This is a genomic window from Nocardia sp. NPDC004711, assembly GCF_053601595.1.
This window is the reverse complement of sequence record NZ_JBSGCB010000003.1, coordinates 230,250-245,217: the sequence shown is the minus strand read 5'-3', so window position 1 is coordinate 245,217 and position 14,968 is coordinate 230,250. Positions and strand designations below refer to the sequence as shown.

General features: G+C 69.4%; 19 protein-coding genes. 9 read left to right on the top strand and 10 right to left on the bottom strand.

Annotation, left to right across the window (positions count from 1 at the left end; genetic code table 11):
* The first annotated feature begins 11 nt into the window (after positions 1–11).
* Positions 12–623 (top strand): TetR/AcrR family transcriptional regulator, encoded by a 612-nt coding sequence (locus tag ACWEKS_RS04215; protein WP_452338714.1) that lies wholly within the window; start codon positions 12–14, stop codon positions 621–623.
* 151 nt (positions 624–774) lie between these two features.
* On the opposite strand, the gene ACWEKS_RS04210 is transcribed toward ACWEKS_RS04215, so the two are convergent.
* From ACWEKS_RS04210 to ACWEKS_RS04190, 5 genes are all read right to left on the bottom strand, one after another.
* Positions 775–1,716: an aminoglycoside phosphotransferase family protein gene (locus ACWEKS_RS04210; RefSeq protein ID WP_452338713.1), complete on the bottom strand. Its 942-nt coding sequence runs from the start codon at positions 1,714–1,716 to the stop codon at positions 775–777.
* Entirely contained in the window at positions 1,716–1,874 is a 159-nt protein-coding gene (locus ACWEKS_RS04205; RefSeq protein ID WP_452338712.1) for a CGNR zinc finger domain-containing protein, read from the bottom strand. Before ACWEKS_RS04205 ends, ACWEKS_RS04210 begins: the two co-directional genes overlap by 1 nt.
* Positions 1,875–1,933: 59 nt before the next feature.
* Positions 1,934–2,635, bottom strand: coding sequence for a hypothetical protein (locus ACWEKS_RS04200; protein WP_452338711.1), 702 nt, complete (start codon positions 2,633–2,635; stop codon positions 1,934–1,936).
* 143 nt (positions 2,636–2,778) lie between these two features.
* Positions 2,779–3,738: an electron transfer flavoprotein subunit alpha/FixB family protein gene (locus ACWEKS_RS04195; RefSeq protein WP_452338710.1), complete on the bottom strand. Its 960-nt coding sequence runs from the start codon at positions 3,736–3,738 to the stop codon at positions 2,779–2,781.
* A 36-nt stretch (positions 3,739–3,774) separates the two neighbouring features.
* Positions 3,775–4,560 carry an electron transfer flavoprotein subunit beta/FixA family protein gene (locus ACWEKS_RS04190; RefSeq protein ID WP_452338709.1) on the bottom strand — a complete coding sequence of 262 codons (786 nt, stop codon included), beginning with the start codon at positions 4,558–4,560 and terminating at the stop codon, positions 3,775–3,777.
* Between the two features lie 191 nt (positions 4,561–4,751).
* Between ACWEKS_RS04190 and ACWEKS_RS04185 the strand changes: the two genes are divergently transcribed.
* The 3 genes from ACWEKS_RS04185 to ACWEKS_RS04175 are packed head-to-tail and all read left to right on the top strand — an operon-like array spanning position 4,752 to position 8,343.
* Positions 4,752–5,534 (top strand): class I SAM-dependent methyltransferase, encoded by a 783-nt coding sequence (locus ACWEKS_RS04185; protein WP_452338708.1) that lies wholly within the window; start codon positions 4,752–4,754, stop codon positions 5,532–5,534.
* The gene (locus ACWEKS_RS04180; protein WP_452338707.1) at positions 5,531–7,084 is read left to right on the top strand and encodes a 1,4-alpha-glucan branching protein domain-containing protein; all 1,554 of its coding nucleotides are present in this window, start codon (positions 5,531–5,533) and stop codon (positions 7,082–7,084) included. The genes ACWEKS_RS04185 and ACWEKS_RS04180 overlap by 4 nt, the downstream gene beginning before the upstream one ends.
* Positions 7,081–8,343: a glycosyltransferase family 4 protein gene (locus ACWEKS_RS04175; RefSeq protein WP_452338706.1), complete on the top strand. Its 1,263-nt coding sequence runs from the start codon at positions 7,081–7,083 to the stop codon at positions 8,341–8,343. Before ACWEKS_RS04180 ends, ACWEKS_RS04175 begins: the two co-directional genes overlap by 4 nt.
* 94 nt (positions 8,344–8,437) lie before the next feature.
* Here the strand turns inward: ACWEKS_RS04175 and ACWEKS_RS04170 are convergent, their stop codons facing one another.
* The 3 genes from ACWEKS_RS04170 to ACWEKS_RS04160 all read right to left on the bottom strand — a co-directional run bounded on the left by ACWEKS_RS04170 (position 8,438) and on the right by ACWEKS_RS04160 (position 10,289).
* Complete coding sequence (locus tag ACWEKS_RS04170) at positions 8,438–8,872, bottom strand: cupin (protein WP_452338705.1); 435 nt, start codon at positions 8,870–8,872, stop codon at positions 8,438–8,440.
* A gap of 46 nt (positions 8,873–8,918) precedes the next feature.
* Entirely contained in the window at positions 8,919–9,458 is a 540-nt protein-coding gene (locus ACWEKS_RS04165) for a DUF1697 domain-containing protein (protein WP_452338704.1), read from the bottom strand.
* Between the two features lie 84 nt (positions 9,459–9,542).
* Positions 9,543–10,289 carry an acyltransferase gene (locus ACWEKS_RS04160; protein WP_379382245.1) on the bottom strand — a complete coding sequence of 249 codons (747 nt, stop codon included), beginning with the start codon at positions 10,287–10,289 and terminating at the stop codon, positions 9,543–9,545.
* A 139-nt stretch (positions 10,290–10,428) separates the two neighbouring features.
* Between ACWEKS_RS04160 and ACWEKS_RS04155 the strand changes: the two genes are divergently transcribed.
* A complete protein-coding gene (locus ACWEKS_RS04155; RefSeq protein WP_452338703.1) occupies positions 10,429–11,766 on the top strand; it encodes an outer membrane protein assembly factor BamB family protein in 1,338 nt (445 codons plus the stop codon).
* Positions 11,763–11,981, top strand: a complete 219-nt coding sequence (locus tag ACWEKS_RS04150) for a hypothetical protein (RefSeq protein WP_452338702.1) — start codon at positions 11,763–11,765, stop codon at positions 11,979–11,981. Before ACWEKS_RS04155 ends, ACWEKS_RS04150 begins: the two co-directional genes overlap by 4 nt.
* Before the next feature lie 10 nt (positions 11,982–11,991).
* Here the strand turns inward: ACWEKS_RS04150 and ACWEKS_RS04145 are convergent, their stop codons facing one another.
* Positions 11,992–12,426 carry a hypothetical protein gene (locus ACWEKS_RS04145; protein ID WP_452338701.1) on the bottom strand — a complete coding sequence of 145 codons (435 nt, stop codon included), beginning with the start codon at positions 12,424–12,426 and terminating at the stop codon, positions 11,992–11,994.
* A 68-nt stretch (positions 12,427–12,494) separates the two neighbouring features.
* Between ACWEKS_RS04145 and ACWEKS_RS04140 the strand changes: the two genes are divergently transcribed.
* Positions 12,495–12,956, top strand: coding sequence for a MarR family winged helix-turn-helix transcriptional regulator (locus tag ACWEKS_RS04140; RefSeq protein WP_452338700.1), 462 nt, complete (start codon positions 12,495–12,497; stop codon positions 12,954–12,956).
* Positions 12,957–12,959: 3 nt separating this feature from the next.
* Here the strand turns inward: ACWEKS_RS04140 and ACWEKS_RS04135 are convergent, their stop codons facing one another.
* Positions 12,960–13,421 carry a MarR family winged helix-turn-helix transcriptional regulator gene (locus ACWEKS_RS04135; RefSeq protein ID WP_452338699.1) on the bottom strand — a complete coding sequence of 154 codons (462 nt, stop codon included), beginning with the start codon at positions 13,419–13,421 and terminating at the stop codon, positions 12,960–12,962.
* 98 nt (positions 13,422–13,519) lie between these two features.
* On the opposite strand from ACWEKS_RS04135, the gene ACWEKS_RS04130 reads away from it, so the two are divergent.
* Positions 13,520–14,545, top strand: a complete 1,026-nt coding sequence (locus tag ACWEKS_RS04130) for an SMP-30/gluconolactonase/LRE family protein (RefSeq protein ID WP_452338698.1) — start codon at positions 13,520–13,522, stop codon at positions 14,543–14,545.
* A gap of 11 nt (positions 14,546–14,556) precedes the next feature.
* Positions 14,557–14,955 carry a PPOX class F420-dependent oxidoreductase gene (locus ACWEKS_RS04125; protein ID WP_452338697.1) on the top strand — a complete coding sequence of 133 codons (399 nt, stop codon included), beginning with the start codon at positions 14,557–14,559 and terminating at the stop codon, positions 14,953–14,955.
* Positions 14,956–14,968 lie beyond the last annotated feature (13 nt).

Genomic DNA, 14,968 nt, shown 5'->3' with positions numbered 1-14,968 from the left:
AGGAGGACTTCGTGCCGGGTACCCGACAGCGCCGAACCCGCGGCGAAGGCGAGCGGCTGCGCGCCGAACTCGTCGCCGCAGCCATCGACCTGCTGCTCGAACCACAGCCGCTGCCCGCGCCGTCACTGCGCGCCATCGCCCGCGCCTGCGGCGTCGCACCCAGCGCCGTCTACATGCACTTCGCCTCCCAGGACGCGCTGAACTACGCGGTGATCGCCGAGCTGTTCGGCCGGCTGCGCGCCGACCTCGACGCCGCCGACCCGGAAGCCGCGAGCCCCGCCGAACGGCTCGATGCCCTGCTCGGCGCCTACCTGACCTGGGCCGAAAACCACCCGGGCGCATACCAATTGCTGTTCGAGCGGCCCGATCCGCTCGACGCCGAGGGCGAGGGCCCCGGCCTGGATCTGCTCGACCGCCTCGCCCGGCTGCTGCCCGATACCGGCCCGCAGGCGCCCGGCACCGACCCGCAGGCCCGCCACGCCACCGCTCTGCGCATCTGGTGCGCCGTGCACGGGGTGGCCTCCCTGCGCATCCACAAACCGAGCGCACCGTGGGCCGCGACCGCCCGCGCCGACGCCCGGGCACTGGTGGCCGGCCTCGCCGGACTCCCCGCCGGCACCTGACTACCGCGCGAAAGCCGCGGCGGCCGAATACCGCCGACACACCCGGCGGAACCGATCCCCGCCTCCATCGGCATGGTGGTCCAGCGCGACGCGCAGCGACGGCGGGCGGCCCGCGAACGGTATCGGCCGCAGTAGATTTCGGCCGCCCCGATCAGGCCAACGCCGTCGCGACCGCGAGATGCAACCGCAGGTCCGCGGGCTGCTCGTCCCCGACGGCCCCCACGATCTCCTCCATCGACCGCATGAACGCCCAGGCGCGCGCCCGATCGGCGCGGACGGCCAATCCCGCGGCGGTCCGCTCGACCATCGCCCGGGCATGGTCGGGCGCCGGATCGCTCTGCACCTGAATCATGATCAGGAATCCGGCATCGAACGCCGCCTCCCCCAGATACGCCTTCGGGTCGATGAGCAGCCACGGCTCCCGTTCCGCCGCAACGATATTCCCCAGATGGGTATCCCGATTCACCACCAGCAGCGGCCCGTCCGGAACCGCCAGCTCACCACACCGCTCCGCCGCCCGATCCAGCAGCCGAGCCGGAATCACCTCGGCGACACCGTCTTCCGGCTCGAGGAACATCCCCTCCCACCCCGCCACCATCCGGGCGGCAGCCGGCAACTCGGGAAAGCCCGCCGGAACCGCTACCGGCTCCCGCCGCAGCCTGCGGTACAACCCGCACGCCTGCTCGACCTTGGCGATGCTCTCCGGCCGCCCTTCGAGACTCGGGAACCCGGGCTGATACAGCAGTTCCGTCCCCGGCCGCGCCCACTCGAGCAGCATCGCCCCCGTCCCCGGATCGAACTCCAACAACCGCACCGCGCCATCGCCGCCGTAGAGGTACAGGCCGGTCGGCTCCCCATAGTTCTCCTCGTCGACCACCGGCACCTTGAGCACCGCGACCGACCCGTCGGCCCGCCGCACCGGCGCTACCCACGAATGTGTCCCACCCCCGAAACTCTCCCCGATGACCTCCAGCCCCCAAGCCGCGCACAATGTGTCCACCACCCCGGGCAGCGCGGCCAGCCACAGCGGCCCCCGTTCCCCGAAACTCCCCGCGATGGTCTCCGCCACATTCGGCGGCAACGAGATCGGCATCAGTCCATCCTGCCGGACCGTTGCCGGTGCGCGGCCACCCTGGTTCTGGTGGCACAGGTGGTTCCGCAGTACTTCTGACGTTGCCGCCGCCCGGTGTCGATGAAGAAGCGGCCGCAGTCGGTGGCGGCGCACCGGCCCCACGCGCATCGGCACGACACTCGCCACCGACGGCTACATCCCTTCGGCGGATGTCGGCGAGCGGCTCCCGCACGCCTGGCTAGCCGACGGCCGCTCCACACTCGATCTGGTCGGGCCCGGCCACGTCCTCCTCACCGGATCCCAACTCCCCCAATCCCTCCGCGACCGCTGCGGGCTCTCCTCCACCACCGCTCTGCTCATCCGCCCCGACGGCCACATCGCCGCCCGCCTCTACGGCTGAGCCCTCGGCCGGCTCCTCGTCGGCGGTTTGGGCCTGCTCGGGCGGCGCACCAGCAGGTGGCTCCGTGGCGATGGGCTGGGCAGTTTCGGGAACCGGCGTCTCATGCACGGTGCGCCACAGGTAGGTTCGTCCGTCCGTCACCAGGACCGCCGTCACCGTGCGTCTGCCGGTCTTCACCGCACCGATGCGGTTCTCCGCGTCGAAGCGGACCACGATCAGCTGCCCACTGCGGGCGATCTCCGCGACCTCGGAGACCTCGATCTCCACCCCCGAGAGCACATTCCGGGCCGACCAGATCCCCGCCAGGAACGTCTCCCGATCCACCGCCTGCCCGGTCGTGACCACCGAGGTGAAGCCCCCGTCGAGCGCGCCGGAAATCCGGTCGAACACCTTCGGCGGCGCATCCGAACCCAACCACTCGGCCAGATCGAAATGTAAGGCCGCGACGATATCGGTCAGCTCGACATCGTCTGCCGCACCGGCCTTCTCCGGCGCGACCGGCTCAGCCCGCCGACGCCGAGGATCGAATCGCCCAAGCACCGTGCCACTTTACGACGAACACCCATCTCACCCGAGTCGGAGCCCCTGGTACCTGGGAGCCCCTGATACCTTGGGCACGAACGCAAACTGTCCCCCGGCCGTGCGGGCCGGGGGACAGTCGATGCGGGTTACCGCAGGGGTGTTCAGCCCTTGTGAGCCTTCACGGCCTCGGTCAGCTGCGGGGCGACGTTGAACAGGTCGCCGACGATGCCGTAGTCCGAGATCTCGAAGATCGGGGCCTCTTCGTCCTTGTTGACGGCCACGATGGTCTTCGAGGTCTGCATGCCGGCGCGGTGCTGGATGGCGCCGGAGATGCCGAGGGCGATGTACAGCTGCGGGGAGACCGTCTTACCGGTCTGACCGACCTGGAACTGGCCCGGGTAGTAGCCGGAGTCGACGGCGGCACGGGACGCACCGACGGCGGCACCGAGGGCGTCGGCCAGCGGCTCGACGACCTTGCCGAAGTTGTCGGCGGAACCGACACCACGGCCACCGGAGACCACGATCGCGGCCTCGGTGAGCTCGGGGCGGTCGCCGCCCACGTTCGGCTCACGCGAGACGACCTTGACGACGCCCTCTTCCTGCGCGGGCAGCTCGACGGCGACCTTCTCGCCGGCGGCGGCCTGCGGGGCGGCCTCGATGGCGCCCGGGCGCACCGAGATCACCGGCACGTCGCCGGTGGCCTTGGCGTCCACGGTGAACGCGCCACCGAAGATGGAGTGCTGCACCGAGCCGTCACCGTTCACGGTGATGGCGTCGATGAGCAGACCGGAACCGATGCGGGCGGCCAGGCGACCCGACACCTCCTTGCCCTCCGCGGTGGCGGCGACCAGGATCGCGGCCGGGGCGGCGGACTCGGACAGGCCGGCGAGCACGTCGACCTTGGGGGTGACGAGGAAGCCCTCGGCGTCGTCGCCCTCGGCGACGTAGATCTTCTCGGCGCCGGCGGCGGCCAGGGCGTCACCCAGCTTGTCGGCGGTGCCGGCCGGGCCGACCACGACGGCGGCCGGGGTGCCGAGCGAGCGGGCGGCGGTGAGGAGTTCGGTGGTCACCTTCTTGGGCGCACCGTCAGCGTGCTCCACGAGCACCAGAACTTCTGCCATTTTTCTATCTCCTGAAAGTCGTTGGGCTCGGGGGCTTTAGATGATCTTCTGGCCGACCAGGTAGGTGGCGATCTGGTTGCCGCCCTCGCCCTCGTCGACGATCTTCTCGCCCGCCGTGCGCGCCGGCTTCGGGGTCACACCGGTCACCTGGGTGCCGGCGTTCGCAACGCCCACGGTCTCCGGGTCGACGCCCAGATCCGCCAGGGTGAAGGTCTGAACTTCCTTCTTCTTGGCGGCCATGATGCCCTTGAAGGACGGGAAGCGCGGCTCGTTGATCTTCTCGGTGACCGAGACGATGGCCGGAAGAGTGGCCTCGAGCTTGAACACGCCCTCGTCGGTCTCCCGCTCGCCGGCGATGCGCTCACCGTCGACGGTCAGCTTGCGCAGGTGGGTCAGCTGCGGCAGGCCCAGGTACTCGGCGATGATGGCCGGAACGGCGCCGGCGCGACCGTCGGTGGCCTCGTTGCCCGCGATGACCAGCTCGATGCCCTCGATCTGGCCCAGCGCGGCGGCCAGGATGTAGGCGGTCTGCACGGCGTCGGAGCCGTGGATGGCCGGGTCGTTGATGTGGATGGCCTTGTCCGCGCCCATGGACAGGGCCTTGCGGATGGCCTCGGTGGCCCGATCGGGGCCTGCGGCCAGCACGGTGACCTCGCCGCCCTGCGCCTCCTTGATCAACAGCGCCTCCTCGACGGCGCGCTCGTTGATCTCATCGAGGATGGCGTCGGCGGCCTCGCGGTCGAGCGTGAAGTCCCCACTGGAGAGCTTGCGCTCGGACCAGGTGTCGGGAACCTGCTTGATCAGTACGACGATGTTCGGCATGGGTCTTCGTCGACCTCCTGTTCTGGTGGCACTGGGGGTGGCGGTCGCACGAGTTCGTCACGTACGTCCACAAGTAGCTCGTCCGGGAGATTACCCTACGTTAAGTTACTCGTGGGTAACTTAGGGTGTGAGTTTCTGCATCGGTTGATCCGGTCGCGGGTGTGATATGGACAACCGCTAACGTCGGAGCAATGAGCGAGGCCGTGAGTCCTGTTGAAAACCCCACCGATCCCTTGCCTTTGACCGGTGAGCGGACGGTGCCCGGCATCGCCGAGGAGAACTACTGGTTCCGGCGGCACGAGATCGCCTACGTGCGCATGCTGGAGCACTGCACGGGCAAGGCCGTGCTCGAGGCCGGCAGCGGAGAAGGCTACGGCGCCAATATGATCGCCGACGTCGCCGCGCAGGTCACCGGCCTGGACTACGACGACAGCGCGGTCGCGCACGTGCGCGCCAAGTATCCGCGGGTGCGGATGGTGCAGGGCAATCTGGCCGCGCTGCCGCTCGACGACGCCTCGGTCGACATCGTGGTGAACTTCCAAGTGATCGAGCATCTTTGGGACCAGGCGCAGTTCCTGCGCGAATGCCTGCGGGTGCTGCGGCCCGGCGGCAAGCTGCTGATCTCCACCCCCAATCGGATCACCTTCTCCCCCGGGCGCGATACGCCGCTCAACCCTTTCCACACGCGTGAGCTGAATGCCGCCGAGATGACCGAACTTCTCGTCGAGGCCGGTTTCACCGTGGAACTGATGGCCGGCATCTTCCATGGGCCCGAACTCGTAGCGCTGGACGCGAAGTGGGGCGGGTCGATCATCGACGCGCAGATCGAGCGGGCGCTGGCGGGCGAGCCGTGGCCGGCGGAGCTGGCGGCGGACGTGGCCGCGGTGCGCATCGACGATTTCGAACTGGTCGCCGACACCGAGCGGGATATCGACGCCAGCCTGGATCTGCTGGCCATCGCGGTGAAGCCGTGACGGACCAGCTTTCCCCGGTGCCGGGCCAGTTCACGCTGGTCCTGCACTCACATCTGCCGTGGCTGGCCCACCACGGGCGCTGGCCGGTCGGCGAGGAGTGGCTGTACCAGTCGTGGGCGGCGTCCTACCTGCCCGTGGCGAAGGTGTTGAGAACCCTTGCGGCCGAGGGCCGTTCGCACCTGATCAGCCTGGGGATCACGCCGGTGCTGGCGGCGCAGCTGGATGATCCGCACTGCCTGAAGGGCATGCACCACTGGCTGGGCAACTGGCGGCTGCGCGCCGACGAGGCGTCCATGGCGGGCAATACCGCGCTCGGCGGGCACGAACACCGGCTCGCCGCAACGGCTCTCGACGATTTCGAGACGCGCTGGATGCACGGAGCCTCGCCGGTGTGGCGCGAGCTCATCGACGCCGAGGCCATCGAATTGCTGGGCGGGCCGCTGTCGCATCCGTTCCAGCCGCTGCTGGATCCGCGGCTGCGCGAGTACGAACTGACCGAGGGGCTGGCGGACGCGCGGGCCCGATGGGGGCACACGCCCTCCGGCATCTGGGCCCCCGAGTGCGGGTTCACGCCCGGGATGGAACGGACCTACGACAAGGTCGGCATCTCGCACTTCATGGTGGACGGTCCCGCGCTGCGCGGCGACACCACGCTCGGGCGGCCGGTGTGGGATTCGGATGTGGTGGCCTTCGGCCGCGACCTGACGGTCAGCTACCGGGTGTGGTCGCCGAAATCCGGGTACCCGGGGCAGCCCTTCTACCGTGATTTCCATCACTACGATCACGCCACCGGACTGAAACCGGCCCGCGTCACCGGCAAGACCGTCGCGGGCCCCGACAAGGCCCCCTACGATCCCGAACTCGCCGCCGCGGCCATCGAGAAGGACGTCGCGGACTTCGTGGCGACGGTGCGGGAGCGGCTGATCTCGGAGTCGGAACGGATCGGCCGCCCGGCCCTGGTGGTGGCCGCGTTCGACACCGAACTGTTCGGGCACTGGTGGCACGAGGGCCCGCAATGGCTCGAACAGGTGCTGCGCGCACTGCCCGAGGCGGGGGTCACCGTCGGCACGCTCGCCGATGCGCGGGCCCGTGGCTACGTGGGCGAACGCGTCGAATTGGCCGACTCCTCCTGGGGTTCGGGCAAGGACTGGCGGGTGTGGGCCGGGGACCAGGTCGCCGATCTGGTCGAGCTCAACGCCGAGGTGGTGCGGCTGGCCCTGGACACCCTCGACAAGATGCGGGTGGACGCCGGATCGATGCACAACGACCGATTCGGGCTCCGCGACACGGTTGCCGACCAGCTGCTGCGGGAGGCGATCCTCGCCGTCTCGAGCGACTGGGCATTCATGGTGTCCAAGGATTCCGCGGCCGGATACGCGCGTGACCGCGCCCACGAACACGCCCACGCCGTGCGCGAGATCGCCGCGGCGGTGGCGGCCGGGCAACTCGCCAAAGCGGGGCAGTTGGCGGCAGGATGGTACGCGGCCGACGGACTCTTCCCCGCGCTCGATGCGCGCAGGCTCGGCCCCGCTTCAGAAGGACCCGCATGAAGATCTTGATGGTGTCGTGGGAGTACCCACCCGTCGTAGTCGGTGGGCTGGGCCGCCACGTGCATCACCTTGCCGTCGAACTGGCCGCCGCCGGGCACGAAGTCGTCGTGCTGGCGCGCCGTCCGATGGGCACCGACGCCACCACCCACCCGACGCACTCCTTCATCGAGGAGGGCGTGCTGGTGGTGGCGGTCGCCGAGGATCCGCCGGCCTTCGATTTCGGCGAGGACATGCTGGCCTGGACGCTGGCCATGGGCCACGCCATGGTGCGGGCCGGCATCGCGCTGAACAAACCCGGCATCGGCGAGGGCTGGACACCGGACGTGGTGCACGCGCACGACTGGCTGGTCGCGCACCCGGCCATCACGCTGGCCGAGTATTACGACGTGCCACTGGTTTCCACCATTCACGCGACCGAGGCGGGCCGGCACAGCGGCTGGGTGTCGGGACGGGTGAATCGGCAGGTGCACTCGGTGGAGTGGTGGCTGGCGCACGAATCCGACGCGCTCATCACCTGTTCGGAGTCCATGAAGGACGAGGTGCACCGGCTCTACGGCGCCGAACGGGTGCCGATGACGGTGATCCGCAACGGTATCGACGTGGGCGCGTGGACCTTCCGTGAGCGCGCGCCCCGCTCCGGTCCGCCGCGGCTGCTGTACGTGGGCCGGCTGGAATACGAGAAGGGCATCCAGGACGCGATTGCCGCGCTGCCGCGCATCCGCAAGGCGCACCCGGGCACGACCCTGACGGTGGCCGGTATCGGCACCCAATTCGATTGGCTGCGTGAGCGGGCCCGCGCGCACCGGGTGGCGCGGGCGGTCAACTTCGTCGGCAAGCTCGACCACACCGATCTGCTCGGCTGGCTGCACAGCGCCGATGCCATCGTGCTGCCCAGCCGCTACGAGCCCTTCGGCATCGTCGCACTGGAGGCGGCAGCCGCGGGCACCCCGCTGGTCACCTCCACCGCCGGTGGGCTCGGCGACCTGGTCACCGACGGCGTCACCGGCGCCTCGTTCGAACCGGCCGACGTGAACGGCGTTGCGGACGCGGTGATCTCGGTGCTGGACGACCCCGCCGCCGCCCAGGATCGCGCCTGGTCCGCTCGCGAGCGGCTGACCGCCGACTTCGCCTGGGACGTGGTCGCCCAGGAGACCGCCCTGGTCTACCAGTCGGCCAAGCGCCGGGTCCGGACACCGCTGGGCCGTCCAGTGATCGCGGAACGCCCGCTCCCCGAACGCGACCCGAACCAGCCGTACTGAGCCCCTCGGCTCGAATTCACCTGGGACATCCCTGCGCCCCGAATTGGAACGAGTTCTAATTCGGGGTCAGCGGACGCTCGCCCCCGGCAGCGGGTCAGTCGAACGGGCAGCCCGGATTCGGCGCATCCTCGGACAGTGGACTGCCCGCGGGCAGGACGTAGAGCACATCGAGGATCTGTGGCTCGGTGCCCAGATTCCGCTCGAGATGCACATTCCCCGCCCCGGCCCGCTCCACGAACGTGGTACCCGGCCCGCCGGTCTGATCCACCGCGCAGTCCGACCCGTAATGGCTCAGCTCCCCCTGCCGCACCAGCGCGTACAACGTCCCATCGTGGTAATGCCACCCGGTGGAACCGCCTGGCGCCACGGTGATTTCGCGCAGAATGTAGTCCATACCGCCGATGGTGGTCTGCGAGAGGATCACCGCGCTGATGCCGCTGGACGGCGTCGCATGAGCATTCGCGGCGAGCGATCCCACCAGCGCGACGGACGCCACACCGGTCAGCACAGCTCGAAATCCGGGAGTCACCGGCCCACGGTATCGCGCCCCACGACGGCCCGCAGAACGAAATGCCTTAGGCGTCCATCTTTTTGAGGGCCTTCTGGACCGTCAGGAAGGTCCGGGTGGTGATGTCCTTGCCGTAGGCCTTCCCGACGACGGCCATGAAACTCGTGGTGCTGGGGTCGGTGTTGTCGATGACCGAGAGCAGGGCGCGGCAGGGCTTGTCGAAGCGGACGAGGCGGACGGTGGATTCGCCCTCGGGGAATTCGGGCAGGGACTTCGGGATGTCGCGGACGAAGGTGACCGTCAGGTAGGTCTCGCGGCCGTGGGTGAGGCCGGCGAAGGGGTCGGAGTCGACGAGGGCCTGGAGCTGGGCGTGGGTCCGGATCAGGGTGCCGCCGGGAATGCCCAGTTCGGAGTTGAGGGCCTGCTGGATCTTGGCTTCCAGGGCCGCGACATCCGAGTCGTCGGAACGGAAGACGACATTGCCGCTGGTGAGCAGGGTGCTCACCTTCTCGAAGCCGAGGCCCTCGAAGACGCCGCGCAGCTTCTCACTGCGCATATTGGGGTTGGTGGGCATGATCCCGCGCAGAAAGGCGGCGTAGCGGTGCATGCGCCTGAACGTACCGGGCGGGCATGACAAAGGCCGGGCATCGCGGCCCGGCCTCGGTGCGCTGATCTATCAGGCGGTGATTTGTCAGGACGCGGTGGCGCCGCTCTTCTTGCGTTCGATATCGGCGAGGGCGGCCAGGTGGGCGGCGCGCTTCTCGGCGGCGGAGTCCCAGGCGTCCTTGCGGTTCTTGACCACCTTGGCGGGGGCGCCGACGGCGATGGAGTAGTCGGGGACGTCGCCCTTGACCACGGCGTGGGCGCCGAGCACGCAGCCGCGGCCGACCCGGGTCGAGCGCAGCACGGTGACCTTGGCGGCGATCCAGGTGTCGGGGCCGATGCGCACCGGGGACTTCACGATGCCCTGGTCCTTGATGGGCAGGTTGATGTCGTCGGTGACATGGTCGAAGTCGCAGATGTAGCACCAGTCGGCGACCAGGGTGGATTCGCCGATCTCGATATCGAGGTAGGTGTTGACGACATTGTCCTTGCCGAACACCACCTTGTCGCCGATGCGCAGCGAACCCTCGTGGCAGCGAATGGCATTCCCGTCGCCGATGTGCACCCAGCGGCCGATCTCCAGCCGGCCCAGTTCCGGGGTGGCGTGGATTTCGACCCTGCGGCCCAGGAAGACCATGCCGCGCAACACCACGTGCGGATTGGCCATCTTGAACTTGAACAGCCGGTAGTAGCGCACCAGATACCAGGGCGTGTAGGCGCGATTGGCGAGAACCCACTTGAGGGACGCAGGGGTGAGGAAACGCGCCTGCTCCGGATCACGGCGGCGCGACCCCCGCCAACGCGAGCGCAACGGTGCGCCCCACATGCTCGTCACGAACTACTCCCTGTGTTCACCGGTCGTTTCAACGAGGGTATCCGCCCCCCTCACAGGGCGTGAAAGTAGGCTGTGCTCCGGCTGTAGCGGCCCGGCGAGAAACTACAGACTTCCGTACTGGCAGAAGGGACACCAGCAGGTGCGAAACGGCAGGCGGCGGACCGGACGTGAACGACGCACCCGCACCGGGGCGAAGGTGCTGGCCCTGGCGAGCGCCGGGCTGTTCACGCTGACCGCGTGCGCGTACGGCAGCACCAAGGTCGACGATATCGGCGTAGGCCCGGGCAAGGGGTGGCCGCTGGCCTTCCGCGACGCCCACAACAGCGGGTCGAGTCCGGTCACCGGGTCGCGGAAGCTGGCGCTGAATTGGTCTCGGCCCGTGGGCGGTCCGGTCGCGCAGCCGGTGACCATCGGCGGCGACGGGCAGCTGTACGTCACGACCCGCGCCAATGCCTGCAATATTGCCTCGTTCCAGATGCCGACCGGGCGCAAGCGGTTCTGCAATCCGATGGGTCCCAGCGCCGTCGACGGCGGCTCCGCGGTGGACGGCGTCGGCAATGTGTACGTCGGCGACGACGGCGCGGTGAACTCCTTCAACAATCTCGGGCAGCCGCGCTGGCGCACCCAGGCCGCCGGGACACCGGTGTCGGTGCAGTTCACCGGTGACGGAAATGTCCTGTCGGTGACCCAGTCCGGGCAGGTGGACGTGCTCAGCCGGCAGACCGGCGATCGGCAGGTGTCCACCTTCCAGCTGCTCGGCGAGCCCGACTTCCTCAGCAACCCGTCACTGAGCCGGCCGCCGGACCGGCAGGGCCTGGAGGACTGCGCGACCGGCGGGCCGCAGTGCCCGATCGCGAATGTGTCGGCGGTGGACCAGAAGTCGGGGCGCTTCTACGCGACGGTGTGGAAGCCGGGCGACAAGGCGGCCGCACTGATCGCACTCACCTACGGCGGCAAGGACGTTCACGTCGACTGGACCGCGCAGCTGCTCGAAGAGGGCAGCGCCACCAGCCCGGCGCTGTCGGCCGACGGGTCCACGGTGTACGTCGGCGACAACACCAACCGGCTGATGGCCGTGGACGCCGCCACCGGGCACGCCAAATGGGTGCAGGATCTGGGTTTCCCGGCGCGCGGCGGCATCTCGGTGGCCGACGGGCTGCTGGTCCCCGCCGGCGACGAGGGGCATCTGGTCGCGCTGCGCGACAGGGGGAGCAGCGCCGAGATCGCCTGGGAGCGTAAGGATCTGGAGCTGCGTGGGCGGCCGGTGCAGACGGCGGGCGGGACCGGGTACACGGTCGCGCCGATCGGCGACAAACTGACGCTGGTCACCTTCGACACGAAGACCGGCGCCACGGTGCAGTCGAACGAGCTGCCCGGCGCGGAGGGCACGACCGTGGCCACCGCCGTGGGCGATCAGGGCGAGGTCGTGGTGACCACCCGCATCGGCGAGCTGTTCGTCTTCAAACCCGAGAAGTGACGACGCTTCGAACCCGAGAAGCCATGGCAGCGGGCGAGGTGGATACCGGCAGGGTCGGCGGCAAGTTCACCGATGTGATGGACGATCAATTCGTCGACCTGCTGGACACGACCATGCGCGAGACCTCACCGGTCGCCGGACGGCTCATGGCGATCCTGGCAGAGCGGGGCCGGAAGGGCTGGACCCGGGTCGAGCGGGTGCCGCCGCACCCGTGACGGGCGCGGGCTACCGCAGGGTCAGCGCGAACGCGTCGACATTCGCCGCGACGCGCTGCAGCAGATCGAGCAGCGTGCGGTAATCGTCGGCGCTGAGGCCCTCGGTCGCCGCCGTGCGTTGAATCCCGATGCGCTCCAGCAGTTTCGCGTGCGCGCCGATGCCCTCGAGGGTGAGGGCGTATGCACCCGCGGCATCGCGAACGACCCAGCCGCGGTCGAGCAGTGTGCCGACATATGGTGCGGCCGTGGGGTCCTGGGCGTTCAGGAACGGCGAGAGGGCTACATCGATCCCGGTCGCGTCGAGTGCGCCACCGGAGAGGGTGTGCATGATCTGCCAGTGGCGGCGCAGCAGGCCCTCGGTGGCGAGCAGGGCGGCGAAGTTTTCCTCGAGGGTCTTGTCGATGTGCTTGAACCAGTAGCCGATCGGCTTCGGGGTGTCGGTCATGGCATTATCCATTCAGTTGTCACATTACATATATATGTACTTTAGCAAGTAATTGTACGATGGCAAGGGTGAAGGACAACGACCCCGCGATCGTCGCCATCGAGCGCGCCATGGTGGCCATCCGGCGCAGCCAGACCCGGCGTGCACTCAATAGATTCGCGGCCCGCGGCGGCGGACCGGCCGTCGATCCGACCCTCTTCGGCGTGCTCGACGCGGTCGAGGCGCGCGACGGGGAGGCCACCGTCACCGACATCGCGACCGTGCTGGGCGTGGATCAGCCCCGCGCCAGCCGCCTGGTGGCGCGCGCGGTCACCGAGGGCCTGCTGGAACGTCGCGCCGACCAGCACGACGCGCGCCGCATCCACCTGCACCTGACGCCCGCCGCGCAGACCGCGCTGAACCGCGCCCACGCCAACCGCCAGGCCGTCTTCGCCGAGGCGACCGCGGCCTGGGGCGAGCGCGACCGCACCGAATTCGCCCGGCTGCTCACCAGATTCGTCGCCGACTTCGGCGCCGTCACCGACCGTTAGCGATCAGTCCGGCCGCACCGAATCGAGCAGGGTGGCCGCACGCTCGAGCATGGACATGAGCGCCTCGCGCTCGGCATCGGTGAACTCCGCGGCCAGCGCGCGTTCGACCGGGACCGCCCGCTGGTCGGCGGCGTGCATGACGGCGCGGCCCTCCTCGGTGAGCCGGGTCTCGAGCACATTGCGGTGCCAGGCGTGCGGCGTGCGCTCGATGAGGCCGCGCTCGCGCAGATTGGTGAGCACCGTGTTCATGGTGGGCGGCGTGACGCCGCAGCGCCGGGCCAGCTCGGCCGCCGAAATGCCCGGGTTCTCACTCAGCACGTAGAGGGCCGCGTACTGCGGAATCGTCACGCCCGCGGGCTTGAGGGCGGCGTTCTTCGCACCCATCAGCGCCTGCTCGGCGCGCTTGATGAAGGTCCCCAGGCGTTCTTCGACCGGCATCGACGTCACCCCGGCATGATAGCTCATGCAGTTGTTCGAACCTTGACGATCATTAGAGTTCTAATCTATCTTCGCTCTCGCACTCAGATGTCATCTCTATCCACCGGGATCGAAAGGCACGAACCATGTCCCACCCGATTCACCGCTGGGCCGCGCCCGCGGTGACGGCGGCGCTGCTGCTGGCGTCGGCGGCGTGCAGCACCGGCGACGCGGCGACGCCGGGCGCCGCGCCCGACCCCAACGCACCGGCGCCCGACCGCATCACCACCGCGTACGACCTGCCCGAGCGCGCGTATCCGGAGAGCATCACCGTCGATCCGCGTACCGGCGACGTGTACGCGAGCTCGTTCCTCACCGGCGCGATCTACCGGGCCACGCCGGGCACGACCGCGGCCGAGACCTTCCTGGCCGCGGGCGCGGACGGACGCCGCACCGCCAACGGCGTGAAGGTCGATGCCGCCGGGCGGCTCTGGGTGATCGACCACACGGCGGGAATCACGGTGTACGACACCGGGACTCGCGCCCTGCTCGCCCGCTTCGACGTCCCGGCCGCCGGGCAGCCGTTCGTCAACGATCTGGCCATCACCCCGGACGGCAGCGTCTACGTCACCGACAGCGTGCGGAACGTGGTCTACCGCATCGGACCGGACCAGCTCGCCGACGCGCTCGCGCACGACGGGCACGGCGGCGAACTGCGGGTCTACCTCGACCTCGGCGCGGCCGAGCACCCGGCCGCGCGGAATCCCATGACCCTCAACGGCATTGCCGCCGACGACGCGGGCCGGTATCTGATCGTGGTCGACATGACCAACGGCGACCTCTACCGGGTCTCGACCGGACCGCAGCCGACCGTGCAACGGATCGAGCGCACCGGCGGCGACGCGCTCGACGGCGACGGCCTGGAACTGCGCGGCGACACCCTGTGGGTGGTGCACAACAAGGGGAACGCCGTGTCCCGCTGGCGGCTCGGCGACGACGGCGCGAAAGCCGAACTGCAGCACCGCGTCACCGACCCCGCGCTCGACATCCCCACCTCGATCGTGCACACCGGCGGCCACGCCCTGGTCACGGTCTCCCAGTTCGACAAGAACGGCCCCTACGGCGACGGCGTCCCCGCCGGCTTCCGCATCGTCGAGATCTCCCAACTCTGAAGGAGCACACCGTGACCCACCCCGTCATTCCCGAGAAGTACACCGACCTGCTGACCCGCCCGCTGTTCGCGCACCTGGCCACCCTGAATCCGGACGGCACCCCGCAGGTCACCCCGGTCTGGCAGATCTGGGACGGCGAGTTCCTGCGCTTCACCACGACCACGACTCGCGCCAAGCACCGCAATACGTCTCGCGACCCGCACGTGGCGGTGAGCATCAACGATCCCGAGGCTCCCTACCGCTACCTCGAGGTGCGCGGCGTCATCGAGCGCATCGACGCCGACCCCGAGGGCGAGTTCTTCGACGTCCTGGCGCAGCGGTACGGCCTGGCCTACGACAAGCCGGTCGGCGACCATCCGCACCGCGTCGTCCTCGTCATGCGGCCCACCCACGTCAGCTATCAGGGCTGAAACAGCGCGAGCT

Excerpts from the sequence above, each read along its gene's own strand:
- ACWEKS_RS04210 (WP_452338713.1), bottom strand. The coding sequence starts at position 1,716 with ATGCCGATCTCGTTGCCGCCGAATGTGGCGGAGACCATCGCGGGGAGT.
- ACWEKS_RS04195 (WP_452338710.1), bottom strand. The coding sequence starts at position 3,738 with ATGGCAGAAGTTCTGGTGCTCGTGGAGCACGCTGACGGTGCGCCCAAG.
- ACWEKS_RS04190 (WP_452338709.1), bottom strand. The coding sequence starts at position 4,560 with ATGCCGAACATCGTCGTACTGATCAAGCAGGTTCCCGACACCTGGTCC.
- ACWEKS_RS04185 (WP_452338708.1), top strand. The coding sequence starts at position 4,752 with ATGAGCGAGGCCGTGAGTCCTGTTGAAAACCCCACCGATCCCTTGCCT.
- ACWEKS_RS04175 (WP_452338706.1), top strand. The coding sequence starts at position 7,081 with ATGAAGATCTTGATGGTGTCGTGGGAGTACCCACCCGTCGTAGTCGGT.
- ACWEKS_RS04165 (WP_452338704.1), bottom strand. The coding sequence starts at position 9,458 with ATGCACCGCTACGCCGCCTTTCTGCGCGGGATCATGCCCACCAACCCC.
- ACWEKS_RS04145 (WP_452338701.1), bottom strand. The coding sequence starts at position 12,426 with ATGACCGACACCCCGAAGCCGATCGGCTACTGGTTCAAGCACATCGAC.
- ACWEKS_RS04135 (WP_452338699.1), bottom strand. The coding sequence starts at position 13,421 with ATGAGCTATCATGCCGGGGTGACGTCGATGCCGGTCGAAGAACGCCTG.
- ACWEKS_RS04130 (WP_452338698.1), top strand. The coding sequence starts at position 13,520 with ATGTCCCACCCGATTCACCGCTGGGCCGCGCCCGCGGTGACGGCGGCG.